Annotated in this window: 22 protein-coding genes; 10 read left to right on the top strand and 12 right to left on the bottom strand. The window is 47.5% G+C overall.

Translation table 11 applies throughout. The annotated features are described in order from the left end of the window. Window positions 1-27 precede the first annotated feature (27 nt). Window positions 28-2,571: an Ig-like domain-containing protein gene (locus VP504_RS23030; RefSeq protein WP_325894383.1), complete on the bottom strand. Its 2,544-nt coding sequence runs from the start codon at window positions 2,569-2,571 to the stop codon at window positions 28-30. A 633-nt stretch (window positions 2,572-3,204) separates the two neighbouring features. On the opposite strand from VP504_RS23030, the gene dctP reads away from it, so the two are divergent. Further along, window positions 3,205-4,206, top strand: a complete 1,002-nt coding sequence (gene dctP / locus VP504_RS23025; protein ID WP_442788933.1) for a TRAP transporter substrate-binding protein DctP — start codon at window positions 3,205-3,207, stop codon at window positions 4,204-4,206. Between the two features lie 50 nt (window positions 4,207-4,256). Here the strand turns inward: dctP and VP504_RS23020 are convergent, their stop codons facing one another. Then, the gene (locus VP504_RS23020; RefSeq protein ID WP_325894381.1) at window positions 4,257-6,374 is read right to left on the bottom strand and encodes a PTS sugar transporter subunit IIC/EAL domain-containing protein; all 2,118 of its coding nucleotides are present in this window, start codon (window positions 6,372-6,374) and stop codon (window positions 4,257-4,259) included. A gap of 531 nt (window positions 6,375-6,905) precedes the next feature. Between VP504_RS23020 and VP504_RS23015 the strand changes: the two genes are divergently transcribed. Further along, on the top strand, window positions 6,906-7,490 hold the full coding sequence (locus VP504_RS23015) for a hypothetical protein (RefSeq protein ID WP_325894380.1): 585 nt from the start codon (window positions 6,906-6,908) through the stop codon (window positions 7,488-7,490). A 38-nt stretch (window positions 7,491-7,528) separates the two neighbouring features. On the opposite strand, the gene VP504_RS23010 is transcribed toward VP504_RS23015, so the two are convergent. Together VP504_RS23010 and gloA2 are read right to left on the bottom strand one after the other, a co-directional pair. After that, complete coding sequence (locus tag VP504_RS23010) at window positions 7,529-7,759, bottom strand: hypothetical protein (RefSeq protein ID WP_325894379.1); 231 nt, start codon at window positions 7,757-7,759, stop codon at window positions 7,529-7,531. A gap of 606 nt (window positions 7,760-8,365) precedes the next feature. Then, a complete protein-coding gene (gene gloA2, locus VP504_RS23005; RefSeq protein ID WP_325894378.1) occupies window positions 8,366-8,758 on the bottom strand; it encodes an SMU1112c/YaeR family gloxylase I-like metalloprotein in 393 nt (130 codons plus the stop codon). A gap of 425 nt (window positions 8,759-9,183) precedes the next feature. On the opposite strand from gloA2, the gene dgt reads away from it, so the two are divergent. Beyond that, window positions 9,184-10,644, top strand: coding sequence for a dGTPase (gene dgt, locus VP504_RS23000; protein ID WP_325894377.1), 1,461 nt, complete (start codon window positions 9,184-9,186; stop codon window positions 10,642-10,644). On the opposite strand, the gene VP504_RS22995 is transcribed toward dgt, so the two are convergent. After that, window positions 10,641-11,267: a TetR/AcrR family transcriptional regulator gene (locus tag VP504_RS22995; RefSeq protein ID WP_325894376.1), complete on the bottom strand. Its 627-nt coding sequence runs from the start codon at window positions 11,265-11,267 to the stop codon at window positions 10,641-10,643. The genes dgt and VP504_RS22995 overlap by 4 nt on opposite strands. A 146-nt stretch (window positions 11,268-11,413) precedes the next feature. Here VP504_RS22995 and VP504_RS22990 point away from each other — a divergent pair, with 146 nt between their 5' ends. Further along, window positions 11,414-12,505 carry an efflux RND transporter periplasmic adaptor subunit gene (locus VP504_RS22990; protein WP_325894375.1) on the top strand — a complete coding sequence of 364 codons (1,092 nt, stop codon included), beginning with the start codon at window positions 11,414-11,416 and terminating at the stop codon, window positions 12,503-12,505. A gap of 6 nt (window positions 12,506-12,511) precedes the next feature. Then, on the top strand, window positions 12,512-15,601 hold the full coding sequence (locus VP504_RS22985) for an efflux RND transporter permease subunit (RefSeq protein ID WP_325894374.1): 3,090 nt from the start codon (window positions 12,512-12,514) through the stop codon (window positions 15,599-15,601). A 429-nt stretch (window positions 15,602-16,030) separates the two neighbouring features. Here VP504_RS22985 and VP504_RS22980 read toward each other — a convergent pair whose 3' ends face one another. The 3 genes from VP504_RS22980 to VP504_RS22970 form a co-directional block, all read right to left on the bottom strand. Beyond that, window positions 16,031-17,191 carry an AAA family ATPase gene (locus tag VP504_RS22980; RefSeq protein ID WP_325894373.1) on the bottom strand — a complete coding sequence of 387 codons (1,161 nt, stop codon included), beginning with the start codon at window positions 17,189-17,191 and terminating at the stop codon, window positions 16,031-16,033. A 63-nt stretch (window positions 17,192-17,254) separates the two neighbouring features. Further along, window positions 17,255-17,668, bottom strand: coding sequence for a VOC family protein (locus VP504_RS22975; RefSeq protein ID WP_325894372.1), 414 nt, complete (start codon window positions 17,666-17,668; stop codon window positions 17,255-17,257). Further along, a complete protein-coding gene (locus tag VP504_RS22970) occupies window positions 17,665-18,261 on the bottom strand; it encodes a glutathione S-transferase family protein (protein ID WP_325894371.1) in 597 nt (198 codons plus the stop codon). The genes VP504_RS22975 and VP504_RS22970 overlap by 4 nt, the downstream gene beginning before the upstream one ends. Before the next feature lie 81 nt (window positions 18,262-18,342). Here VP504_RS22970 and VP504_RS22965 point away from each other — a divergent pair, with 81 nt between their 5' ends. From VP504_RS22965 to glcF, 4 genes are all read left to right on the top strand, one after another. After that, window positions 18,343-19,257 carry a LysR family transcriptional regulator gene (locus VP504_RS22965; protein ID WP_325894370.1) on the top strand — a complete coding sequence of 305 codons (915 nt, stop codon included), beginning with the start codon at window positions 18,343-18,345 and terminating at the stop codon, window positions 19,255-19,257. Window positions 19,258-19,381: 124 nt separating this feature from the next. Then, window positions 19,382-20,839: an FAD-linked oxidase C-terminal domain-containing protein gene (locus tag VP504_RS22960; RefSeq protein ID WP_325894369.1), complete on the top strand. Its 1,458-nt coding sequence runs from the start codon at window positions 19,382-19,384 to the stop codon at window positions 20,837-20,839. Next, the gene (gene glcE / locus VP504_RS22955; protein ID WP_325894368.1) at window positions 20,832-21,926 is read left to right on the top strand and encodes a glycolate oxidase subunit GlcE; all 1,095 of its coding nucleotides are present in this window, start codon (window positions 20,832-20,834) and stop codon (window positions 21,924-21,926) included. The genes VP504_RS22960 and glcE overlap by 8 nt, the downstream gene beginning before the upstream one ends. After that, the gene (glcF, locus tag VP504_RS22950; protein WP_325894367.1) at window positions 21,923-23,146 is read left to right on the top strand and encodes a glycolate oxidase subunit GlcF; all 1,224 of its coding nucleotides are present in this window, start codon (window positions 21,923-21,925) and stop codon (window positions 23,144-23,146) included. Before glcE ends, glcF begins: the two co-directional genes overlap by 4 nt. Before the next feature lie 4 nt (window positions 23,147-23,150). On the opposite strand, the gene VP504_RS22945 is transcribed toward glcF, so the two are convergent. The 3 genes from VP504_RS22945 to VP504_RS22935 all read right to left on the bottom strand — a co-directional run bounded on the left by VP504_RS22945 (window position 23,151) and on the right by VP504_RS22935 (window position 24,856). Beyond that, window positions 23,151-23,612, bottom strand: a complete 462-nt coding sequence (locus tag VP504_RS22945) for a methyltransferase family protein (protein WP_325894366.1) — start codon at window positions 23,610-23,612, stop codon at window positions 23,151-23,153. Window positions 23,613-23,723: 111 nt separating this feature from the next. Continuing rightward, the gene (locus VP504_RS22940) at window positions 23,724-23,933 is read right to left on the bottom strand and encodes a hypothetical protein (protein WP_325894365.1); all 210 of its coding nucleotides are present in this window, start codon (window positions 23,931-23,933) and stop codon (window positions 23,724-23,726) included. A gap of 17 nt (window positions 23,934-23,950) precedes the next feature. Further along, complete coding sequence (locus VP504_RS22935) at window positions 23,951-24,856, bottom strand: AraC family transcriptional regulator (protein ID WP_325894364.1); 906 nt, start codon at window positions 24,854-24,856, stop codon at window positions 23,951-23,953. A 64-nt stretch (window positions 24,857-24,920) separates the two neighbouring features. Here VP504_RS22935 and VP504_RS22930 point away from each other — a divergent pair, with 64 nt between their 5' ends. After that, window positions 24,921-25,076, top strand: coding sequence for a hypothetical protein (locus VP504_RS22930; RefSeq protein ID WP_325894363.1), 156 nt, complete (start codon window positions 24,921-24,923; stop codon window positions 25,074-25,076). 32 nt (window positions 25,077-25,108) lie between these two features. Here VP504_RS22930 and VP504_RS22925 read toward each other — a convergent pair whose 3' ends face one another. Continuing rightward, on the bottom strand, window positions 25,109-25,819 hold the full coding sequence (locus tag VP504_RS22925) for a cation transporter (RefSeq protein WP_325894362.1): 711 nt from the start codon (window positions 25,817-25,819) through the stop codon (window positions 25,109-25,111). Window positions 25,820-26,045: the final 226 nt, after the last annotated feature.

Raw genomic sequence — 26,045 nt, 5'->3', positions numbered from 1 at the left:
AATCTCTTCCCGCTTCTCAGTTTGATGCTATTCCCCTGCATTCATGGTGTTTAACTTTTCGCCTACAGGGCCAGAGAAGTTAAAACCATCATGCTTGTCCCAGTTGATCGACCACGTCATTACACCGCCAAAATTCGGGTAGTTGAACGCTGGTTTTACCGTTCCACAACCCATTCCTTTAGTCACACAGTCCAGCGCATCGAGAATGTTCTGGGTAGGAGCCTGACCTGAGTTCGCCGAGCTTGGGCCTGATGGTAGACCAATCGCAATCTGATCATCACGAAGTGGCGCAAACACAGTCCCGTTTGCCAATTCAAAACCTTCAATCAGCATTTTGGATTGTGCAACCATCATGTCTACTGAACCTTCCGGTGCAGCGCCTGAAAGATACGGATTCGGCAGACCACCATTGTTGTAAAGCTGAACATGCAGCAGGTCCAAGGTATCGCGTAGCTCGTCAATCAGTGGAATGTAAGCGCCCCAAATACCGCTGTACGCCACCATACCACCATGAACATAAGGGTGTTCCGGTGCCATCGTCAGGTACATGTCGCCACCCATGTTGGCTTCAATCTGCTTCAATGCACGTGGCAAACGCGCCTGAATTTGCGACCCATGAACAAGGTTAGAGCCACTTTCCAGATCGATATCCAGACCATCAAAACCCCACTCTTTCACAATCGCTGTCAGGCTCGAAACGAAGTTAGCTTCATCCGCATCAGTATTCAGCGTGATCGTCCCTTCCGCACCACCGAGTGACAGAACGAAAATTTTTCCTTTCGCCTGCAACGCAGCCATGTCTTGCTTGAACTTCATCGGATCAAGCGGAGGACAAGTGCTGCGAATGTCACCGTTATATAGATTGAAGTGGACAGTCCCGTCACTGTTGCGATCGTTCTCTGCGAAGGCGATATCAATAATATCCCACGCATCTGACATTTCACTGAGGTTGAGCGGACAGCCAGCACCGTTCACGAAGTTGTGCCAGTAACCAATCAGCTGATGTTTTTTCGCCGATTGCTCGAACACTTTCAGCGTAACAGCTGCGGTTGATGCAGTCAGGCCATTGCTATCAGTCGCCAGAGCAGAAACGGCGTAACTGCCTACAGCCCCTGGTGTCCAGCTTGCGCTGTATGGCGCCGTTGAATCAGTGGCTACAATCGCCCCATCCACAACGAAATCAACCTTAGTCACGGTGCCATTAAGCGCGCTTGCCTCTGCTTCCAACAAGACAGATTTGCCCAGACCGACAGAGATGCCCGCGGCTGGGGAAGTCAAACTTGCCACCAACGGCTGGTCACTAACGTTCACAAGAATACCGGCATTACCTGTGTTACCTTCGTTGTCAGTGGCAACTGCGCTGATGCTCACTTCGCCTAAGCCCGTAACCGCCCAATCAACGGCATAAGGCGCGGCATTATCAACGGCAATGCTTTGACCTGCCACGAAGAACTCCACGCCAGTTACGCTGCCATCAGAATCAACGGCATCAACAGCAAGGGAAACCGTCTCACCTGCAAGCAGAGTTGCATTATCCGACGGAGAAGTGAAAGTCACGGTAGGAACGATGGCGCAGATACCCAGCTCAGTCCAAGCGTCTTGCCAGTGAGCGCCGGTATTTGGCTCATATGCCCAAGCCGCATCTGATGAACACCATCCTGCCACGTCACATTGGTATTTGTAGTTCGCATTTTGAACAATATCGCCAACTGCATAGCTGGTGCCAGCGCTGTAAGTTGGTACGCCAGCACAACCACCACCAACACTATTGCCAGCGACATTGACTGAGACATCACCTGCCCAAGCCTGCAAGCCATCATTGTCAGTCGCTTTAGCATTGAAACTGTGGTTGCCTTCCGTAGCAAGCCAAGGGGTTTCAAACGGTGCAACATCATCTGAACCGACAAGTTTGTTGTCGACATAGAATTCTACGAGCGTAACTGCGCCATCGGAATCTTCTGCAGTTGCTGTCAGAGCAACGGTTTCACCAGCTTTCAGTTGCGAACTCGCAGTCGGGTTAGTCAGCTGCGCGGTAGGTGGAATACCAAAGACAGGATCCTCAACCGTAATACTCGCGCTTTGCTCAGACTTCGCGCCCTCATTGTCCGTGACAACAGCACGGACAGTCGCCTGTCCCTGTTTTGCAACCCACTCTAAAGAGAAAGGAGGCGCTGTAACAACACCAACACTGTTTGCGCCGACGAAGAATTCAACATCCGACACCGAGCCATCACTGTCGGAGGCAGTCGCTGAAAGATTGATCACATCGCCGGTAACAAAGTTGGAGTTATTCAAAGGAGAATTCAGCTCGATGACAGGTGGTTGATTGCCGCCAGTAGAACATTGACCAAGTGCTTCCCACTCTTGCCATGGGCCTGAGTTTTCAGCAGGGTTCTTGCCTGTCGTCCACCATTTGGCTTTGTAAGCTTCGCCGGTATGTGCCACCTGATCACCGCCATTATATACAGCAGTATTTTCCCAGGTTGGCAAGGAGGTACAGTCAACTGCCCAAGCTGGCAGTGCTGTTGCTACGCTCAGCGCAATGGCCGTGAGCATCATTGGTTTGTGCATGATGAATTTCCTTATTCGATAATAAGTCACCACCATTTTCTGTCCCGCTCACGGGACTACCGCAAAAAGACTTCGTGGCGTGGTTTAGGATCTGTCGACTTTATTCTTATCGAGAATTATCCCATTCCCATCATGGGTGAATCAGCCAGCTAACTCCATGACAATACAGCTTTTTACGCTCACATTGGTGCCCATTGCACAAACACAGTCCGCAACTTTTTTATTTCATAAAGGAAGTTCCCAAGGCATCACTTTTTCTCCCTGAATCTCAAGGACTAAACTGATGAAACATATCTATTTGCATTAACAATTAACTAGAGTCTGTTGACCTTTGGTGGTTAAATTTTGTTCTAGCTATAAGCGTTTTAGGCGCGGCAAGGTGTGTGCCGCCTAGTCATTCTAAGCAAATACACCTCAACAAAGCATAAAACGCTTAGAGCAGAACCCTTCGGGCAGCGTGTGTGGGGAATTTCTGCTGCGTTATCAGCTTCTCATGTAGGCTAGCTTCACATCGAAGCCTCTGCCTTGCATAAAATCCCCACAAACTGCTGCAAAAATCATCGCCAAAGGTCAACAGACCCTAGGTCCACATACCGAAACGAGGTGAAAATGCGCTATCTGCTGAGACTGTTTATGGTGACACTCACCTTTTTACTGTCATTACCCGTTTTGGCAACAAGTGAAGAAGAACGGTTGGTGTGGCGATTTGGCCTAGAAGAAATTGATGGTTCAGTGCAGGACATCTACGCGAAAGAGTTCAAACGGCGCATAGAAGAAAAGTCAGCGGGACAAGTGACCGTGGACATTTATTCCTATGGCACATTGGGGGAATCTGAAGATCTCACCGCGCTGACTTCACTAGGGACATTGCAAATGACTCATGCTTCAGTCGGTATCATTGGCAGCCTAGTGCCGGAAATGCAGGTTTTCAACATCCCTTATATCTTCTCCCAAGACGACAAACTCAACCAATCGGTTCTGACCAATAACTCCACACTGTATGAAGTTGTCGGCAATGCACTCATTGATCAGGATTTACGCCTGATGACTTTCTATCTTGAAGGTGACATGGTGTGGTCAACCGATACAGAAATCGTCAAGCCTGACGATTTTAAAGATTTTCGAATGCGAGTGATGAACTCGCCTCTGGTGATTGAATCATTTCGTGTATATGGCGCGGATACCATCCCTCTGCCCTACTCTCAGGTTTACGGTGCACTGCAAGCCAATATTGTTAATGGACAGAGTAATCCGGTTTTCTCCATTGAAGAGATGAAGTTTTACGAAGTGACTGAATACATGATTTGGCCCGGGAAACAGAAGTTCACCACATCAGTAATTGCCAATCAGGCCTGGTATTTGTCTCTATCTGCAGAACACAAAATGCTGCTTCGAGATACCTTTGAAGAAATGAGCGACTTCATCTTTGAAAAGCAGCAAGCGTTGAATAAAGCTCAACTCGCCAAGATCAAGGAGTTTAAGCCCAGTATGACCTTCATCACCCTAACCCGAGCCCAACAAAACGCGTTTAAAAAGTATGCTGCACCAATAAGGGCCAGGTATGTCGAGTTGGCAGGTCAACCGGGTGAACGGCTATTGAAAGCGCTGGATGAAGCATTAGGCAACAAAAATTAAGAGAGCGACTGACACTCTCTTAATTTGTATTGGTAACACTGGATTCAGTATTAAGCCATTTCACAACTGGTTCGTGATTGAGGAACATTGCTCATCGCCTGCCGGCTAAATGCATAATTACGCACTTCAGACGCTGAAATCGCTTTGCTGTAATACCAGCCTTGGATCACTACATCTGTTTCCCGGGAAACAATATCAAGCTGCTCTTTGGTCTCAACGCCTTCTACGATGATATTCATACCAAGTTGCTTGGCGATACCCGCCAGGCTGTGGAAGACCTGCTTGCCACGTTCGCTGTTGAGCGCAAGCACAAAGCTTCGGTCGATTTTCATCGCATCAATATCAAAGCGGTTTAGGTAACTCAATGAACTGTATCCTGTACCAAAGTCATCGATATGAACCGTTGATCCTGCCATATGCAGACGAGAAATAGCGTCCTCCACCAAGGCGGGATTATCAATCAAGGACTCTTCCGTGATTTCGAAATGAATTAAACCTGGCACCTGTGCAATCAAAGACAATATATCCTCCATCGCACCTTGGTTGGTCAGAGTGTGGCTAGTGATATTCACACTGATTGGCATATAGAACTTCTGTTCCATCCAGATCTTACTCTGAGCCACCGACTGTCGAACCACCCACAAATCGATATCCGTCATCAGATTTGCCTTCTCAAACACTGAAAGGAATTTACCCGGGGCTTCAACATTACCCATACTGTCACATAGTCGAATGAGCGCTTCAACCGCAGTTACCTGTCCAGTGTGGCTGGAAATCTGCGGCTGGTATTCTAAGTAAAACTCACGGGTCGCGAATGCTTCTAATTGCATTTGTACGCCTTGAATTTCTCGCACTTTTTGTAGCGATTCCGTCACGGGGTCGACAGCCAACACGTAGGCTTCTTCTTCGCGGCGGGTAAAGGTGGTGTCCAATGAAGGAATGTACAAATCTCGCGTCTTTGCGCGTGCATCCAATAAGCGAACAAACGGGATGTAAATCAAGGTGCTCAAGATCACCAAGGCGACCTGCAAGATCACAGCGTTGTAATCACCGCCCGTCGAAATAAACGCATTCAGGATAAGTGGGCTGGTAATGGGCGCCATTACAACTGGAATGGCAACGAGTCCTGCTGAAAGCACGGTCAGAGCAATACCCATATTTACCAGTGGTGCAAGAACAAATGGAATGAAAAGGCGCAGATTAAAGATAATAGGCAGACCAAACATCAAAATTTCGTTGATGTTGAAAAAGCTGAGCGGAATGCTGGAAAGCCCAATAACACGCATCACTTTGTCTTTTGAAAACGCCAGAATAGCCAGTGCCAAACCTAGAGTAGCACCTGAACCACCAATGAAAACAAACGACGAAAGCGTCGAAATGTTCATTGCATTCGAGGGCATGTCTCCTGCGTTGAAAAGCACTCGATTAACGTCTAGTACATCGATCAAAGGCTGAACCAAAGGTGTCAGCGCATAGTAGCCATGGATGCCGAAAAGCCACAGCAACGAGTTTAGCGACGAGAACAAAGCACCGACGGTATACGGTTCATTGACCGGGTCAAACGCCTGTAGGAAAGCAGCAGAATCAAAATAAAGGCTTGTCAGGGTCAACAGCTTAGTCATGACCACTACGACGCCTGTCGTGATTACGCCAGGAATGATGAGGTTCATTGAGTCTTTAACGAGCTTACCCGCTACTTCGTTCTCGACAATACGTGCCCACTTTTGCTTTTTCATTTTAGAGAGCAAAGGTACGGCGTAGATTGGCAGTGTCAGACCCACAAAGGTCAAAAGGATTGAGCTTGCCTGATATTCATAAGCCAATACCTTCTCGGCAACAGCTACGTAAGAAATACAGAGCACGGCAATAGGAGGCCGAGGTAATCGCCACTGAATCGCGAGCATCATACTGATTGATGCTGCAAAAAGGTAAGGATAAAGAGAGGTCAGTGACAATCTTAGAAGATTGAGTTCATGTATAAAAATAGGTGCATCCACATTAAGGAATTCGAGCATACTCGCCACAAACCCCAGGATGCTTGACACTATTAGACATGGGACCAACCACAACATCCCATCGCGCATCGCACGGAGCGATCGCGTCACCGCCTCAAACCGATACGGATTGAGCCAATGTAAGAAAGACTTGTTCTTTGATAATTGCTTCATTTAGTTCACTGAATGAGGGTCAATAAAATACCATTGCCCTTTGTCGCGACGAAACTATCGAGAGTGCGATTTAAAAAAGAGCGAGTAAATATGCTATTTCTGCGAAAATTTTCCGGGTATTGTAGTGTCTAGAAAACCGAAATCAACACCCCCCATAAATAAAGTCGACTTTTACCAGCCATTAACATTCGCCAGATAAATGCAATGTACAATAGCATCCGTCTCACCTCTCTTTGTTAATCACCAGTTTCAAAATTCCATGCTTATATTCATCATCAACCCCATGAAGCATAAGTATTAAATTTTCAAAATGGGATCTTGAGTCCATTAACAAAAACACCGAGTAATAGCAGTATTAACAGTGTTAATTGGCTCGATGAATTTCAAAATGTTAAATTTATAACCTTCTATAAACAAAATTATCGGTATCAGCTTGTTATATCATGTTGAAAGAAGTCTATAATTCTAGAAAAAGTAATCTTGTTTTCGTATATAGTTATGGTGTTTATATCCTTTTTCCTATGAGCAAATATGCCCAAAAAATCGAAAATTAGCCGATGCTTAATTATTCAAGCCATCTTACTCACTATCTCTTTTTCGTTTCAATCTGTTCACGCCATGGGAAAGAAAAAGCCGCATTTCGTCGATACATTGAAACTTCATGGGTACATTGATAACTATGGTAACGTCAGATTAAACCATTCACCGCTGACAGAACTACCTGAACCCTTTGAAGTGGAAGGGTTTCTGGACATAAAGGGAAGCAAGATAAAGCATTTACCCGATGGATTGACGGTGAAAGGTTATGTAAACGCCTCAAATTCAATGTTAACGAAATTCCCAAAGATTGAAGTCGGTGGTTACATCAACCTGACAGGATCAAAAGTTACGGTATTGCCCGCAGGATTTAAGGTGAATGGTGATTTGAGTTTGGTCGACGCGCCAATCACTGTCCTTCCGGGGCGATTAAATGTGGAAGGTAACCTTTATCTGGGCAATACGCGGATAAAAACACTACCGCCAGATTTAAAGGTAGGGGGTGATTTGTATATCAGGGGAACACATGTACAAACAGTACCGGAAACGGTTCGAGTAGAAGGGAAAATCTATCGATGAACACCAAAAATAGCCCATCGCCCTAAAAAGCTCTGGTCTCATGCTGCGCGTTTGATTTGGGACAGTTGGACAGAATGTAGTTTACGGCGCAACGCCGAGCCGTAACGATAACGCAGACGACCTCCTATTCTCACTTCACCTTTGTGACGAATTTCCACGCGGAGTTTTGGCAGAGAGTTTACTTTCAATTGACCAATTCCCTCTTCCAATTTCCACTCCGAAGTGAAACCCATTCCCAGCTCAGAAATATCCGTAATTTGGATACTCACCTTAGGGAAAATCTTGTGTACCCAATAAAGGGGCCCTTTCACCCGGGACTGACACTTATACCTAAACAACCTGAGTGAATCGCTAGGGGCTGTTGATCTTTGGTGATGATTTTTGCAGCAGTTTGTGGGGATTTTATGCAAGGCAGAGGCTTCGATATGTAGTTAGCCTACATGAGAAGCCGATAACGCAGCAGAAATTTCCCACAAACGCTGCCCGAAGGGTTCTGCCCCAAGCGTTTTATGCTTTGTTGAGGTGTATTTGCTTAGAATAACTAGGCGGCACACACCTCGCCGCGCCTAAAACGCTTAGGGCTAGAACAAAATTTAACCACCAAAGATCAACAGCCCCTAGGGTCTGTTGTCCTTTAGTGATGATTTTTGTAGCAGTTTGTGGGGATTTTATGCAAGGCAGAGGCTTTGATATATAGCTAGCCTACATGAGAAGCTGATAACGCAGCAAAAATTTACCACAAACGCTGCCCGAAAGGTTCCGCTATAACAAAATTCAACCAACAAAGGTAAATAGATGCTGGGATATAGTACGGACGAGAATGAGAAAAATTTGTCTTATTTTATAAACGCTTAAAATTCATCTCACGATTTGCATCACTTTTGAGTCACCTCATAGAGTTCCAGTGGAAGCCCATCTGGATCCTGAAAGAAGGTAAAGCGAGATTGAGTATAAGGATCAACCCGCACGGGTTCACACACGATTCCATGCGTTTGCAGATGAGAGATGACTGCATCAATATCCTGAGTTTGAAAAGCAAGATGACGAAGCCCCAGCGACTCTGGGAAAGAAAGACGCTCAGGACTGCCGGGAAATGAGAACATCTCTAGCTGTCGACCATCAGGAAGCAACATATCCACTTTCCATGAATCCCGCTCTTCACGATAATGCTCGGCAATAATATCAAATCCCATTACATCTCGATAAAATTGCTTAGAAACCTCAATATTACTGGCAATCAAAGCAACGTGATGAATACCCTGAATCACAGTTTCCTACTCCAATTCTTTTTGCCAACCATTGGCAAAATTTACTAACCTAGACTTTTCATTTATACCAGAGTCTTTCTAACCCGTTGACATTAAAGGATAGAGAGTTGGCATTCGAATTGCTATGTATTCTGAACATGCAACAATACGGATGTGATTATGACGCTATCTACAAAACGAAGGAATCAGTATAAAGCAGGTTTTTCGGTGTTTATGTTTGGCTTTTCCGTCGGTGTGATCATTCTCGTCTCAGCTTTTTGAGCGTTTTTCTAGTACCTGCCTTTAATGTTTTGACTTCCCAGGGTCCTCTGCTGGCACATTTGCTGTCGGCATTTCTAATTTTCTGTTGTCACTAAGTCTGTCGACAAGATAACCAGACAGCGCTAAGGTTATGAAAATATATCGCTTCGACGTTGGGAAGATAAATGCCGCACATCGACTTCAGGAAGAAAGTCAGTCTCGCTCGACCCAGGCCTTATGGCACCAATCTTCAGAGGGCGCTTGAAAGTGACCGCGGGCGAATCATCAACTCTGCGCCTATCCGCCGCCTACAACAAAAGACACAAGTATTCCCGCTCGAACGTAATTCAGCAGTAAGAAGCCGGCTCACTCATTCCATGGAAGTTCAACAGGTTGGGCGCTTTATTGTCCATTCTATTTATGACCGCCTGTCTGATAGAGAGAAAGACGCCTATGGCCTTTCGTCACTTGAGCGCGCAATAGAATCTTTGGTGGAAATGGCTTGCTTAATGCATGACATGGGCAATCCACCTTTCGGGCATTGTGGTGAAGATGCGATAAACCGTTGGTTCACCAAATATCTTAAACAACTCGCACCCATGCAGCAGCTTCTCCAAGACCTTCCGGTAACAACGACGGAGCCCATCATCCATGAGCTTTGCCATTTTGATGGAAATGCACAGGCGATTCGACTGGTACAATCACTTCATCGTTTCAATCTCACATACAGCCAGGCTGCTGCAGTATTGAAGTATACACGTCCTGCGACAGAGCGTGCTGATGAGGTGCCAAGTAATAAAAGTTATCTCACCAAGAAAGTCGGCTACTACATTACTGAAAACAGCTATGTGAATGCGCTGATGGATGAGCTCGAAATAGCCAAATACTGTCGCCACCCGCTGAGTTATATCATGGAAGCGGCGGATGACATTTCCTACTGCCTGGCAGACTTGGAAGATGCCGTAGAAAAACGCATTCTCTCACTTGAGACCCTAACCGAACACCTCAAGCGAACCTTTGCCGAATTAGAACCGGATAATCGTCCAATTAAAGGCACGCATTGTTTTGATGCGCTGCTCGATAATGTTTACCGTGAAGCACAAAACGACGAAATTAGTCCAACTCATAAGTTCTTTATCAAACTTCGCGTGGAAATGGTTCATCCGCTGGTCAATCACGCTTCAGAGCAGTTCACGAATAATCTGGCTGCAGTCTATAGTGGCAACCTGAACCGGGCCCTCATTGAAGATAATAGCCAATTCCATGCACTAGCGAAAACCTTCAAACAGGTAGCAATCAATCATGTATTCAACGATCCGGAAGTAGAGAATCTGGAACTTCAGGGTTACAAAATCATTGGTGGATTGTTGGAAGAGTACCGACCGCTCCTTGATCTGGATACTGATACATTCCAGAAAATCGTCCGAGGTGAAGGCCGCAAACTACCGGTTGAAAGAAGGTTGTTCAACAAGCTATCAAGGAAGCATGTAGCGGCGTATGAGGTCGCCTTAATGGAAGAAGCGCCAGTGAGCAATCCAACGCTTTGGGAGTTCTATTTGAGATGCAGACTGCTACAGGACTATATCAGCGGCATGACAGATCAATTCGCATTCGACGAATATAAAACCCTTTTGGTCAGCGATTAAAACCTATCAGTTGGATAACCATATCCTCGCAAGAAAAGATCGACGCAAGAGTACACGTAATCACGGCGAGTCTCTGCGTCCTCTCCAGAGTCAAACCCAAGAAGCGCCCAATATACCGCGCGTCCATGAAGCATAAGAAGAAGCTGCATTGCTGCAGAATCCGTGTTCTCGCAGAGTGGTAAGTCTCCCCGCTTAACCAGTAAATCGAGATAATTGCTTATGCGGTTGATATTCCGGATAGGTCCTTGCTCTAGGAAGATGCGAGCAATTTCAGGATGGGTACTAGACTGCCGAATTGTGTTCTGAAAAGTATTCCGCGCTTCCTCATCTAATAACATGGTTTGGAACAACCAGCCAAATTCGCGAAGAACAATATGAGCAGCACGTGATTCGTGTTCCAGATCCAACTCCAACCCAGATGATATACATTTTTCAATGATGCAGGTTTCGAACAACTGATCTTTACTACAGAAGTGTGCGTAAACCGTTTGTTTACTGACATTTGCATGCGCTGCAATGACATCCATCGAGATGCCATAGCCTTGCTTGGAAAATAGCTCCACCGCTGCCGAAAGGATTTGTTGGCGCTTTTGCTCTTTTCTCTGCGAAATGTGCGTAGTCATTCAGTGTTCCTTAACTGGAAATCTGTACAAAAAAGTATCAAATCAAACTGGACAGTCTAGTTTGGTTGCTTTATTTTTAATCTAATTGGACTGGACAGTCTAGTCTACTGCTAAAAATAATCGTAATGGAAGACGAGAAATTTGCCATGCAAAAGTGCATCCCTTCAATCGCTATCGTAGCGAGCATCACATTACTCACTGCCTGCAACTCGCATACCGAAGAAGTGGCTTCACAGCCGGAACATAGCATAACAACGGTCAAAGCTCTCACCGTTGAACTCGCCCCGGGTTACGCCGTCGATCGCGAATATGTGGGCACAGTGCAAGCAGGTCAAAGCGCAAATCTTGGCTTCGAACTGGGTGGCAAGGTAAACAAATTATTGGTTGATGAAGGTGATACTGTTGCCAAGGGCCAGCCGCTGATAAAACTCGACACTCAATTGCTCGACACCGAAGCTCAGCAATTAAATGCACAGTTGGAACAGCTTGATGCCCAACTAGATTTGACCCGTACTAATCTGCAACGTCAGCGCCAACTAAAGAAAAAAGGCTTCAGTGCAGATGCCGAAATCGATTCTCTGATAAGCCAACGCGACGCATTGCGTGCGAATGTTCGTCAGCTGCAAGCCTCTCTTTCTTCAAACAGACTCCGTCAGGAAAAATCTACTATTTATGCTCCTTACAACGGTAAAATCAGCCAAAGATTCGTTTCTCAAGGGGATGTAGTCAATGTCGGTGCCCCTACCCTGACATTACTCGCAGACGACCTTAAAGAGGCACGTATAGGCGTACCGATTAAATACCTCGAAGTACTCTCATCCAGCCCTTCGGCAAAGGTCCGCGTTGGCACAAATACTTACCAAGCAACTTTACTCAACCCTGGTGTTGCCATCGATATGCGTTCCCGTACGGTCACGCTGCGTTATCTGCTGCCAGAGAATGCCAATACGCTTGATGGTCAACTTGCCTACTTAGAATTCGCTTTCGAAACCCCGCAAGAGGGATTTTGGATGCCACTTTCGGGGTTAACTGACGGACTGCGTGGTACATGGAATGTCTACGCTGTCGTGCCGGATGATGCTGGAAACCAGCTGATTTCACGCCGCTCTGTGCAAGTTCTGCATGCCGATGAACATAACGCCTATGTTTCGGGTGCTATTCAGAATGGCGATAAAGTGTTAGTCGATGGCGTTCACCGCGTGGTATCCGGACAATCTGTGAATCTGGCAGCGGAGTAACTTAGTATGGAAAAGTTACTGAAAAACACCCGCTTGTTGGTGCTTTTTACTGTTTTGTTGTTGGTGTCCGGACTGTCCGCGCTTTCTACACTCCCCCGCGCTGAAGATCCAGCCCTGACCAACCGTTGGGCGACGATAACCACGCCTTATCCAGGTGCAAGTGCGGAGCGGGTAGAAGCCCTAGTGACAGAAGAGCTGGAAAATGCGCTGCGCACGTTGGACGAAATCAAACTGATTGAATCCCAATCCCGCCCTGGAATTTCCGTCATTACCATTGAGCTCCATGATGAACTTACGGAAACTGAACCTGTTTGGTCTAAAGTGCGTGACAAACTGGGTGATGCTTCTCCAAACTTGCCATCTGGCGCGCTGGAACCGACTTTCGACAATGACCATTCCAACGCATTTACCTACATCACTGCATTACAATGGAATGACGAAAGTCAGGCCGACCTACTCATCCTTGGTCGATATGCCAAAGAACTCGCGAAACGTTGGCGCAATCTACCCGGCACTGAATTCGTTGAAACCTTTGGAGACCCGGACGAAGAAATTCTGGTTACGCTGGATGTCGCTACCGCCAGCGTATTGGGTCAATCCGCTCTTTCGATCTCAAACTCGATATCAGCTGCAGATGCTAAAAACGCTGCGGGTGAACTTCACAACGACCTCAACCGCTTTCAGTTGGAAGTGTCAGGTGAACTTGACTCTGTTGATCGCGTAAAACGTGTGCCAGTAGCGATTGATGAAAACGGATTCCTTGTCCGGCTGGAAGATGTAGCTTCTGTTGAACGAGCTCAAGCATTACCTCAGAGTCAGATCGCGCTGATTGACGGTAAACCTGCGGTACTGATTTCTGCCCGCATGCAAGACACCATCCGCGTGGATGACTGGACGATATCAGCCGACGCTCTCATTAACGCTTTCCGAGCGGATCTACCGTCCAATATCGGCATTGAACCTATATTCAAACAAGCCAGATATACAGAAACCCGTCTTTCTGAACTAGTAGACAGTCTGCTACTGGGTTTTGGGCTGGTATTGATTGTCCTGTTCATCACACTGGGTTTCCGTTCAGCAATTCTCGTCGCATTGTCCCTGCCAATCGCTTCTGCTTTTACGCTCGCCATGATGAGTTTTACCGGATTACCAATTAACCAGATGTCAGTCACGGGACTTATCGTGTCACTCGGTATCATGGTCGATAACGCCATCGTCATGGTAGATACCATCCAGTATTACCGCCAACAAGGTGTGAAACGACTGGAAGCGGCAGTAAATTCCATTAAGCACCTCTGGTTACCGCTGTTAGGCTCTACACTCACTACTATTCTTGCCTTTGCACCGATATTCCTGATGCCTGGGCCTGCCGGAGAATTTGTTGGAGCAATCGCCATCACCGTTAGCTTCTCGCTGATTGGCTCCTATATCGTTTCTCATTTTTTGGTGTCAGGTTTTGCTGCTCGCTGGTTGCCTTCCGGCGAAAACCACAACCATTGGTATCAATCAGGATTGAGCATTCCTTGGTTAAGTCAGGCTTTCCGCGCATCAGTCCGAGCTGCGGTTAGGTTCCCGTGGTTTGCGATTCCTATCGTGTTTATGGTTCCCTTCTCGGGGTTTTGGGCGGCTGGCCAATTAACCGAGCAATTCTTTCCACCGTCAGACCGGGACATGTTTGAAGTTCAGGTGTTCCTTTCCCCGCAGGCGAGTATTCACGCTACATTGGAAACGACCAGACAGATAGAAGCGCTGCTAGAAGAAACCGATGGCGTTGAGCAAGTTGGCTGGGTGGTCGGTGAGAACTTCCCATCGTTTTATTACAACATGATGGGACGCCAACGTGGTGCGCCTAATTTCGCGCAAGCCATGGTGAAAGTGGAGGATTTCCGCGCAGCCAATGACATGATCCCAACACTTCAGGAACAACTTTCTAAAGAGTTTCCGAATGCACAGATCCTGGTAAGAAAACTTGAACAAGGCCCTCCTTTCAATGCGCCACTGGAAGTACGAGTGTATGGCCCGAACCTTGACCGTCTTCGTGATATCAGTGAGAACATTCGCTTGCTGATGGCCTCCACACCCGATGTCATTAACACCCGCGAAACCCTGCAACCTGGTACCCCTAAGATTGCCGTTAAGGTGAATGAAGAAGCCAGTCAACTTACAGGCATGTCACTCAGTGATATTGCTGTGCTGCTCAATGCCTCCATGTCGGGTATTGTTCAGGGAAGCGTCGTCGAAGAAACTGAGTCCATTCCTGTTCGGGTGCGCGTCGCTGATGACTCACGTACCAGCATCAACGAGTTGAACAAATTGAGATTGCCTTTGGCTGGTAGTGAAGGCCAGGCAGACTTGCCTATCACCGCCATTGCAGATTTGGCGATCGAGCCTAGCCGTGGTGCCATACCCCACCGCAATGGTGAACGTGTCAATGTGATTGAAGGTTACATTACGGCCGGTGTGCTTCCGCAAACGGCCTTGAATGCCTTTACCGCTAAACTGGAACAGGCAGATCTTCGCTTACCACCCGGTTATCGCATTGAGTTTGGTGGCGAATCGGCTGAGCGTAACGATTCAGTTAACCAATTACTGGCCAACCTCACTATCGTTATCACGCTTCTTGTCGCTGTAGTGGTTGTCTCGTTCAACTCCTTCCGCCTGAGTGCAATCATTTTTCTTGTGGGTGTTCAAGCTTCAGGTCTGGGCCTACTCTCTGTTTGGGTGTTTGGTTATCCATTCGGCTTTACTGTGATCATTGGCCTTCTGGGATTAGTGGGTCTGGCTATCAACGCCTCGATAGTCATTCTGGCAGAGCTCAAATCCAGCCCTAAAGCTAAAGCAGGAGACAGAGAGGCCATTGTTGAAGCTGTCAGCAGTTGCGGCCGACATATTACTTCCACGACCATAACGACGATAGGCGGCTTCCTGCCATTGATACTCGCAGGTGGTGGTTTCTGGCCTCCGTTTGCCATCGCCATTGCCGGCGGTACTTTGCTAACCACCCTGCTTTCGTTCTATTTCGTCCCTTCAGCATTCAGAGTTGCTGTGGCATTCAGCCCTCTGGATAAGCCAAATTCTTTGGAAGCAACAGAGTAGGCATAAAAAAACAGCCACCCTTGGGTGGCTGTTTTTTTTCAATGGTTTAATTGTTTCCGCAAAAGCTATAACGCAGAAAGAACAGGGCTAGCCATCAAGCCCATCAGCAGCAAAATTGGAAACATGATCTTAATGATGAACGGAATCCGCATTATCACATCCCTTTTTTATATTACGGTATTTACTAAGTGCGACTCTCCAACGCACTAAGTAGTCCACCTAGCCAACAGCAGCAAAGCCTAATAAGTATAGACACAAAGTTTTAACAAGACATACAGCATTGCATACCTTTTTAGGCAAAAACTTAGACAGCGAGCAGTTCTATATGAAATATAAGGAATATTTTCTCTAAATATTTTTGCGATTCATCACGCTCTTATAGCAGATATCATACGAAATCGGATGCGCAACACCTTCAATTCACCTTCATCAATCTGGCCAGTACCAGTTTGGTGTGTCTAACAATCCCTGACCTTGCACTTCGGTTTGACCCAAGACTTTTTCCAGCTCGATGGCATGACAATCTGGATGCTGGTTCAAGGCGTTGATCAAGCGGTTCGCATGGGAAATCACCCATACCTGAGAATGTTGGGAAGCATGGGTGATTAACCTCGCTAACGCAGGCAAAAGATCAGGATGAAGGCTGGTTTCAGGCTCGTTGAGCACCATTAGCGCTGGTGGCCTTGGAGTCAGCAATGCAGCCACCCAAAGCACGAATCGTAATGTTCCGTCAGAAAGCTCGGCACCACTCAAGGGACGCAACAAGCCATTCTGGTAGAATTCGATGGAAAAACGACCATCATCCTTAGTCACCACACGCAGCTTACAACCTGGAAATGCATCTTCGATGGCACGGTCTAGCGCTTCCCTGTCACCGATTTCGATAATGGTTTGAAGTGCGGCAGCAACATCCCTTCCATCGTGATGAAGCACCGGCGTTCTGGTGCCTAACTGAGGCTTTCTCGCTGGCGCATCTGCATCTGTGCGGAAATGATCGTAAAACCGCCAGCTCCGAATCATTTCGCGGGTATGAAAAACTTCGGCAGCGGAGCTTGGATCAGCATGGGCATCAAACATGCTGTCATAACTCGGTATATGCTGGGAGGCCACTTCCCAGCTACGTCCATTGCGAATTCTAACCATGTTACCTTTTCGCTCTACCAGAGAGCTGGCTGGACGATAGTACGGGCCATTGAAAATGCATTCACGCTTGATTTCGGGATCGAAACAAAATGCACTTTGCTGGGGTTCAGGCAGTCCTAGCGAAACCGTATACCCAAAGGTTTCACTAGAGAACCCAAGTTTTAGCCTTATTACATCTTTGCGTACCACTGGCTCCACGTCCACATCCCCACAACGCATCGCCTCAGAGATTTCTTCGGGACCCGCCCAGAAGGTCGATTGCAATCCCCCTTCTTCCGCAAGCGAGTTGACCACTCCCCCGGATGCGGTTTTCGCCAGCAACCGAAGCGCCTTGTACAAGTTCGATTTGCCACTGCCGTTCGGCCCGGTGATCAGATTTAACGGCCCGAGGGGGATAGTGAGAGACTGTATGGATCGGTAGTTGGCAATGGAAAGCGTGGTAAGCATGATGGGTCCTGAAAAGTGTCCAGACGATGTAACATATCAATGTTATCAATCGCCTGTCACCCTTCATTTTTCCAATTCATTAAACTCCAGCACAGTGCCATCAGGGTCGCGGATAAAACAAGCCACACGTCTTTCCCCGATGCGTATCGGCCCTTCCGTCACCTTGATATCCCTTAGCTTACAAAAAGAGAGAAACGCAGACATTGAGTCGATCACGTAAGCAATATGGGTAATGCCTGGAAACTTCGTGTCAGCATCCTGAAGAACATTGTGCCCGTGCAGCAAAGGTTCATCGCCACTGAATATCAGATTAATACGCTGACCTTCGCTGTTTTCCATCTCACAGGCGTTGTGCTCAGGCAACATCTGCACATGTGTAAACCCAAGCGTTTTGTAAAAAGACATCGCTCTTTGAGCATCACAGACCCGAATACCAACATGTTCGAAAGCCCTGATTTTTAGCTCAGCAGTCATCATTCAATACCCGGCATGGTGATAAACCGATCGAGCCCCTTGATAGCATTCATCCAACGGTTTACGTGCTCAAATTGCTCTCCACTCACGCCCCCTTGATGCATCAATGCTACGTAAGGAAAACATGCGATGTCTGCAATAGTCGGAGAGTCACCCACCAGCCAATCGTTCTCTGACAAGTGGTCATCTAATATCTCAGCACACTGAAGCGCCTTGATTCTCGCACTGCCCACATCCAACTCAACGCTAAAAAGATCATGCAATCTGGCATCGTTTGGGCCCCTTGCGATTTCATTGGAAGCATAAGACAACCATTGCATCACCTCTCCCTGACTTTTGGCATCCTGAGGCCACCAGGATAAAAGCTGATGTTTTTGCGCGATATAAATAAGAATTGCCTGAGAGTCGCGGACGATAAAACCATCATCGTTCAGCGCCGGGATTTGCCCGAGAGGGTTTATCTTTAAAAACGCATCCGTTTTATGCTCACCTGCCATGTAATCAACGGCGTAGATAGATAGCGGAATATCATTTAAAGCACAAAACAAACGTACTTTGTAACAGTTGCCTGAAAGCTCAAGGTCATAGAGTTTCATATCCAAAGCTCCTTCCAATGGATGATTGAGGTTTCATTACTGTAAGTCGAAAATATGCCTTCGAACATGGAGGTTAGTGCAATGCAGGATTGCAAAAATGCAGACCCATTATGGAATGACCTGAAAATTTACAACGCTGTCGTCTGCGAAGGATCATTATCAGGCGCATCAAGACGACTGAGCATCAGCCATTCCACAGTGTGCAGGAGAATTTCGCGTCTCGAAGATATTGTCGGTGTCACGTTAATCCACAGACGTTCGAATGGCATTGCATTTACCAAAGATGGAGAGCAACTGGGTGGCTTTGTCAGGGAAATGGATGATCGCGCCAACGACATCATGTTTTGGATTAAACAGAAGAAAGATGACCTCGCAGGCATCCTATCACTCAGTTGCTGTGATATTGCCTTACAGAGCCTGTCGCGTATTGTAGGGGACCTTTCCGCCTCGAATCCCGGCATTCAGTTCGATATTAAAGTCAGTGCGATGAATGCAGATTTACGACTTGCCAGCACAGATCTCGCCATTCGTGCCACCACCTCTCCCGATGAGTCTCTTGTCGGCGTAAAACTCAGCCACTTTCAGTTTCAACTGGCGAAGTGCGTAGGTGCAAACTCGCCGTCCCATTCAAACTGGATTTGCCTTAACGACGCGTTTTCGCACCTTCCCGCTGAACGTTGGCTTGGGGAACAAAAATCTGAGAGCCAAAGCCAAATCAAAGTCGACAGCTATATGAGCGCTGCTGAGTTGATTCGCACAGGCACCGGCATTGGCTTGTTGCCGGATTTCGTGGTGGAAAATGACCCCTACCTTGAAGCCATTGAAGTAGAGCAAACACTACCCAATTGGGATTTGTGGTTGGTTTATCATCGATCCCAAATCAACAATGGCTTAGTGAAAGCGTTTACCAATCACCTAAAAAGTCATTGGTCTGAAAACCAAGCCATACCTTTACCTCCAGAATTAAACGGCACCAATTTTTCCTGGCAAAAGTGAATTGCGCTCTCATTCTTAGTTCAAACTGGACGGCGGCCCTCACACTAGGCTCAATGGATAGGAAGCAGAGACAGGTACTCACCTATTGTTAAAAAGACGTGGATTGTTTTCAGGGATGGAAAACATGAAAAGGGAAACTATCACAGCACTAGAAGCCATTGTTGGCAAAGAGTATGTTATTTCCGACGAAGAAACCATGCGTCCGTACGAATGTGACGGCCTCTCGGTCTATACCGAAATGCCTGCATGTGTTGTCCTTCCCGCTTCCACTGATGAAGTCATGGCGGTGATTTCACTGTGTTACCAGCATAAGCTCAAAGTCGTCGCTCGGGGTGCAGGGACCGGTCTTTCTGCAGGTACTCTGCCTCTAAACGACGGCTTGCTGCTTTCCCTAGCCAGACTCAACCGCATCCTTGATATCGACAAAGAAACAGCGCTCGCAGTGGTTCAACCCGGCGTTCGAAACTTGGCTATATCAGAACAAGCTAGCCAAGAAGGTTTGTATTATGCACCTGACCCCTCTTCCCAAATTGCCTGCTCGATTGGTGGCAACGTCGCCGAAAATGCAGGAGGTGTTCATTGCCTGAAATATGGCCTTACTGTCCACAATGTGGTGTCTGCCTTGGTCGTTACTGCTGAAGGAGAAAAACTGGTTTTAGGTGGGGCAGCATATGACTTACCCGGGTTTGACCTCCTGGCATTGATAACCGGCTCCGAAGGCATGTTGGGCATCGTCACTGAAATCACCGTGCGCTTGCTTCCCGTGCCTGAAGTGGCCCGCGTGATCCTTGCTGGTTTTGATTCAGTGGAAAACGCCGCCAATGCCGTCAATGATATCATCGCCAACGGCATCATTCCCGCTGGCTTAGAAATGATGGATGCTTACGCGATTTCAGCCGCGGAAGACTTTGCCAAAGCGGGTTATCCAAGAGAGGCAGATGCTCTGCTTCTTTGCGAGCTTGATGGAAGCGAAGAAGATGTGAATCATCAGCTTTTACAAACTCAGAAAATTTTACAGCAGGCAGGTGCGACGACACTCAAAATCTCGGAAAGCGAAGAAGAGCGGGCAAGAATGTGGAAAGGCCGCAAATCTGCTTTCCCCGCCGTTGGCCGAATCTCCCCGGATTATTACTGCATGGACGGCACGATTCCTCGCAGCGAACTGGCTAACGTACTCAATCAAATCCACCAGCTTTCACGTTTTTATGGCTTGCGTGTTGCTAATGTTTTCCATGCGGGAGACGGCAACCTGCACCCTCTTATTTTGTTTGATGCGAATGTACAAGGTGAACTTGAAAAGACTGAAGAGTTCGGCGCAGAGATACTCAGAATTTGCGTAGAAGCCGGCGGCTGTATCACTGGCGAGCACGGCGTTGGCGTCGAAAAGATTAACCAGATGCACCACCAGTTTAACGACGCAGAATTAGCACAATTCCATCGGGTGAAAGCCGCGTGGGACAATGAAGGATTACTGAATCCTGGGAAAGGCATTCCTGAGCCCAAGCATTGTCAGGAGCACAAAACACTTACCCATTCTCAAGGAAAGAAATCAAAACGTACGGTGGGAAGCTCAAATGGCTGACATCACCTCCAACCTGCTAGAGCAAGTTCAGGACGCCGTTGCAGATAAAGCTGCGCTCAACTTAATAGGTGGCAATACCAAACATTTCATTGGCCGCGGGCCGGTTGGTCAGGCCGTTTCCCTGAAAAACCACACAGGCGTGATTTCCTATCGCCCGACCGAGCTGGTTGTCACCGCCCGTGCGGGCACTACCATTGCAGAGATTCAAGCCCTACTGGCTAAAAACAACCAGACCTTAGTGGGTGAACCACCAGCCTTCAACGGCAAAGCCACGCTCGGAGGTTCTGTTGCTGCGGGCATCAGCGGTGCATCACGCCCTTTCTGGGGATCGCTAAGGGACGCCATATTAGGTGTAAGGCTCATCAATGGCTACGGAGAACATCTTCGCTTTGGTGGACAGGTGATGAAAAACGTCGCTGGCTACGATGTTTCCAGACTGCAAGCCGGGGCGTTCGGTGCGTTCGGCATTATCACTGAGGTCAGTCTGCGCGTGCGTCCAAAATCGGAAGGTACTACTACTTTGGTGTTTGAATGTGATGCACCTTCTGCTATCACGCTAATGCGCGATCTTTCAGTATCCGCGCATCCTTTGTCTGCAAACGCTTGGTATGCTGGCCAGCTGTTTATACGCCTTTCCGGAAGCCACTCAGCAGTCAACAGCAGTGTAGAGACGCTTGGCGGAGAAGTGCTGGAGAATCAGGACTTATTCTGGCGCTCCATTAGAAATTTTCGTCACCCTTTCTTTACCAATACGACTCAGTCTCTTTATCGCCTCTCGGTTTCACCCTCAGCGCCGCATTTTGAGCAATGGGGTGAAACCTTGATTGATTGGGCAGGCGGTGTCAGATGGGTCTATTCAGAACAACCTCTTTCCTCGCTGTCTAACACTGCCTCTCTGCATACAGGACATGCTACCTGCTATCGCCCCCTCGAGCGCACAGGCGAGTGTTTTCATCCTCAGCAAGACGTAGCAATGCACGTTCATCAGAACCTTAAAATGGCTTTTGATCCACATTGTCTGTTTAATCCGGGGCGCATGTATTCATGGTTAGGGCAAGCTGAAGCTCAGGGAGACAATAGCCAATGAAGACGTCACTGAAAGATGAGTTTCTAAGCACACTAGACGGCAAGAAAGCTGAAGAAATCTTGCGACGATGCGTTCACTGTGGCTTCTGTAATGCCACATGCCCTACATACCAAGAACTCAGTGACGAGCGTGACGGACCGCGCGGACGGATTTACCTCATCAAACAAATGCTGGAAAACGGGGAAGCTACAGAGAAAACCCGTAAACATCTCGATAGATGTCTGACATGTCGGAGCTGTGAAACCACCTGCCCCTCCGGCGTGGAATACAGCCAGCTGTTGGACATTGGCCGGCAGCACATTGAAAAGCATGTCCCTCGTTCATTTGGTGATAAATTACTACGTTACGGCGTCACACGAATCCTGCCTAATGCTTCCTGGAACAAAGCGATGTTCAAGCTGGCGCGCCAGTTTACGTTTCTGATGCCAGACACCTTCCGAGAGCAAATTCCACCAGAGCAAAGACCCAAATCCTACCCACAGAAAAACCAAAATACGCGAACCATGATTGCCTTCAGAGGCTGCGTGCAGCAAACAGCCACGCCGAATACGGTTGCTGCGGCTAAAGCGGTGCTAAGCCACTTAGGTATTGATCTTTTTGAAGTGAATCAAGAGGGCTGCTGTGGCGCAGTCAATCTTCACCTTTCAGACCATGAACGCGCCGTACAACAAGCCAAGAGAAACATCGATGCCTGGTGGCGCTATCTCGAGTATGGTGCTGAAGCCATTGTCATGTCTGCATCGGGCTGTGGTGTCACCATCAAGGAATACCCGCAACTTCTGGTCGAGTCCCCTCACTATAGAGAGAGGGCTTTGGTTATTTCGGAAAAAGCCAAGGATTTGAGTGAAATCCTGCTCGCTGAAGATCTCAATCAATTACCTCTCAAACCCAGTGATGAGCAGATTGCCGTTCACTGCCCCTGCACGCTCCAACACGGTATGAAGAATAAGGAAACCTATTACGAGGTATTAAGGCGATTAGGTGTCGAGCAAACCCGCACTACGGAAGACCATCTTTGTTGTGGATCAGCAGGTACCTATTCACTGTTTCAACCAGAGCTCAGTCAGCAATTGTTAAAACGCAAAGTCGAAGCGCTCAGTGAAGGTGATCCTGAAGGGATTGTCTCAGCAAACATAGGTTGCCAATTGCACTTAGGCTCGAAAGCCCAAGTGCCGGTGAAACATTGGATTGAATTGATTGCGGAGCGTTTGGAAAACTGAGCGGTTAAATCCAGCGTCTTACCTTGGTCATGTATTCAGGAAAAGCATCTGGGAATTGACCCGTCAGGTATTCTTCTTCCGGCTCAATCTGAAAACGGTTCATGTAAAACACAAACGCTAAACAACCCAACGCAGCGAACAGATTCGCCCAATAGAAAACGCCACCAACCAGTGCCAGCAACATACCAAGGTACATAGGGTTTCGGGTGATTTTGTATATGCCTCCGGAAACAAGCGCGGTAGCCTCCGTCGTCAGTAAAGGGTTTACCGTGGTTTTATGACGACGAAACTCGACCACACCGCTCACAGCAACAAACGCGCCAATAGCCAAAAATAACAACGGCAACCCAGAAGGAAGGGAAACCAGCCACTCGCTGGCAGGGGTAAACAGGGAAATGATCTTCATCAATGCAAGTGCCAGCGCAACAACAATGACAGGAGGGATTTTCAGTTTAAGGCTATTCATTACATCTCATCCATGGATTTATTTCACAACCCCCATACTAACGTTTTCTGTAGCCCTTCGCGCTCCTACCAGAATTAACCTGTTGAAATAAATCTACTTACGCGAGGTAACTCAAGGGTTTGGATTGACGTAATAAAAAAGAGTGAAGAAAAGCGCCAGCACAAAATTCACGTGCCATAGTCCGTTTCCCCGAAACGTCAGTGGTTCATCAGACCAAATACGCAGTGATAATACGAACATCTCCCCTTTCACGGTGACAACAAGGAACGCAGCAAGATAGGTTTTGATGAAGCTCGATATACCCAGCCGGGCGTGACCCAAAAGCTTCTCCATCCCCATCACAGTATTGGCAGGTAAATGTCAGTGATCATTTCGCGTTCCGGCACTTCAGGGAACAAATTGATCCGCTCGAAAAACACCGGAAAATCACGAAGCTTCTCACCCGATTGCTCCTGCCATGGAGAATACAGGTAGCGAACAGCGACACCAATGGCATCCGTGCTACCCACAAAGCGGATCTTGGCGCATCGGCCGCCTTCAATGGTTTTCACTTTGATGCGTGGGTCGGATAGATCCGCTTTTTCAGGGAGCTCACACCCAATGTCAAAGCGAAAAGAAGAGTCGGTTACCGCATCAGGGTCATCAAAAACCAAATTGAAGGTACGATACTTCGATGGAGGACAATGATTGGCACGTCGCCACTCAATAAACTCCCCCACTGTTGCACCAAGTCGGTTAGGAGAATCTCGGTGCTCCATGGCAGCAATTGTGATGCTTGGGACATCCACAATCTCTACCTCAAAGTCAGTCCGATTCACATACACTTCATTTCTCACCCGCACTATGGCATCAAAATGGGTTTCCCACGACGCCCAGTCTGGAGCCTGCCGGAAAGCAGAGGGGGAAACACCAAAGACTTTCCTGAACGCGCGGGAGAAAGATTCACTGTTTTCGTAACTACAATCGAGCGCAATATCAGTCACGGAGATATCAGGCCGATAAACCAGTTGGTAGGAGGCTTTTTTCAGGCGAAGCAGCCTGACATACGTGGCAACGTTAACGCCATAGCGGATGGAAAACTGACGATGAAAGTGGAACTTCGATAAGCACGCGACGCCTGAGAGCGCGTCCAAATCAATGTCACTATCAAGGTTGAGCTCAATAAATTCGCGCGCTCTTTCCAGTTTTTCCGTTAAGTGATGCATCTTAGTTCTATTTGCCGTTTCGTCCATGTTCGGTGTCATTCTGAGTCTGCCATTTGCCAAGCAAACCTGTCAGACCAAAGTATCCTGAAACAAAAAATAAAACATGACCAAAATTGCTGAGCTTCGACCTAAGTTCGGCTTTGAGGTGGATTTAGCGCAAGGGATTACGACGATGATTCGGGGAGATCTGAGTGTCTCTTCAGAATTAGGGAAAGGCAGTGTTTTCAAGCTTAAATTTCCACAAAAAAGAGCAGCCTAAGCTGCTCTTTGTTCAAACTATTCATTCATGAGTCAAGCAAGGATACCCTCACCTTTTTCTCTGATAGATTCTTGGTGGATAGTCATCAGCTTCTTCGAAGACTCGCTGATCATTTTCACCGGTACGGTCGCGAAGTAAACCGAAGCCAGAATCACCATCATTGGGTCGGCATACACCGCATATTCTTCCAGACCGCTCATCATCAAACCTGCTGCGACCAAGAAACCCAACAACACGGCAGCACTGATCACTGTGTCCATCAGCCATTGGCTTGATTCTGCTTTCAGAATCGCTGAAGGACGTTTACCAGATTGCTTACGAACCGCCATGTAGGTTGCCAGACAACCCACCACGTTGATCACGCCAAATACCAATGCAAAACCCGCGTTCACTTCACGACCACCGTCGAACATGGCCTGCATAGCAGAAGCGAAAGACACCAGACAAACAATGCCCACCACCAGGCCTTTAGTCAGTACCACCAGCGATTCAATCACTGCAGCTTTACGCGCTGAGACTGGCTGTTCTGTTTTGCCTGATTTGTTCACAGGCTTACGAATGTACATAGTTGCTGCCAGCGCCATCAGAGAGAGAACCAAACTTACAAGAGAGTAAGCGCCGTCAAACACGATAACCATGGATCCCGCCCAGATCCCCAGGCCGATACCCATTGCCGCGAAACATAAACAGGCAAAGGTAGAAAATTTCAGTAAGTTACGTTCTTTCGTATATTCACAAGACATAAATCCCCACAAGTGACAAAAATTTTGACAGTAGCGAGAATAACCAAACCACCTCTTATCATTTAGCGCATTGAATTTCGGCCTAAAAGAGCCGTTTATATGAGGTAATTTGGGTATTCCTTAACGCTCTGGAAACACAATAACCGCTTTTGATAAAATCCAGGAGTTACTGAGCGACAACTTTTTCGTCACCTGATCTTTTCTCTGAAATATTTAGGCGTAGAAT

The organism is Grimontia sp. NTOU-MAR1 (assembly GCF_035758505.1).
Classification (GTDB): Bacteria; Pseudomonadota; Gammaproteobacteria; order Enterobacterales; family Vibrionaceae; genus Enterovibrio; species Enterovibrio marinus.
This window is presented reverse-complemented; position numbering and strand designations above follow the sequence as displayed.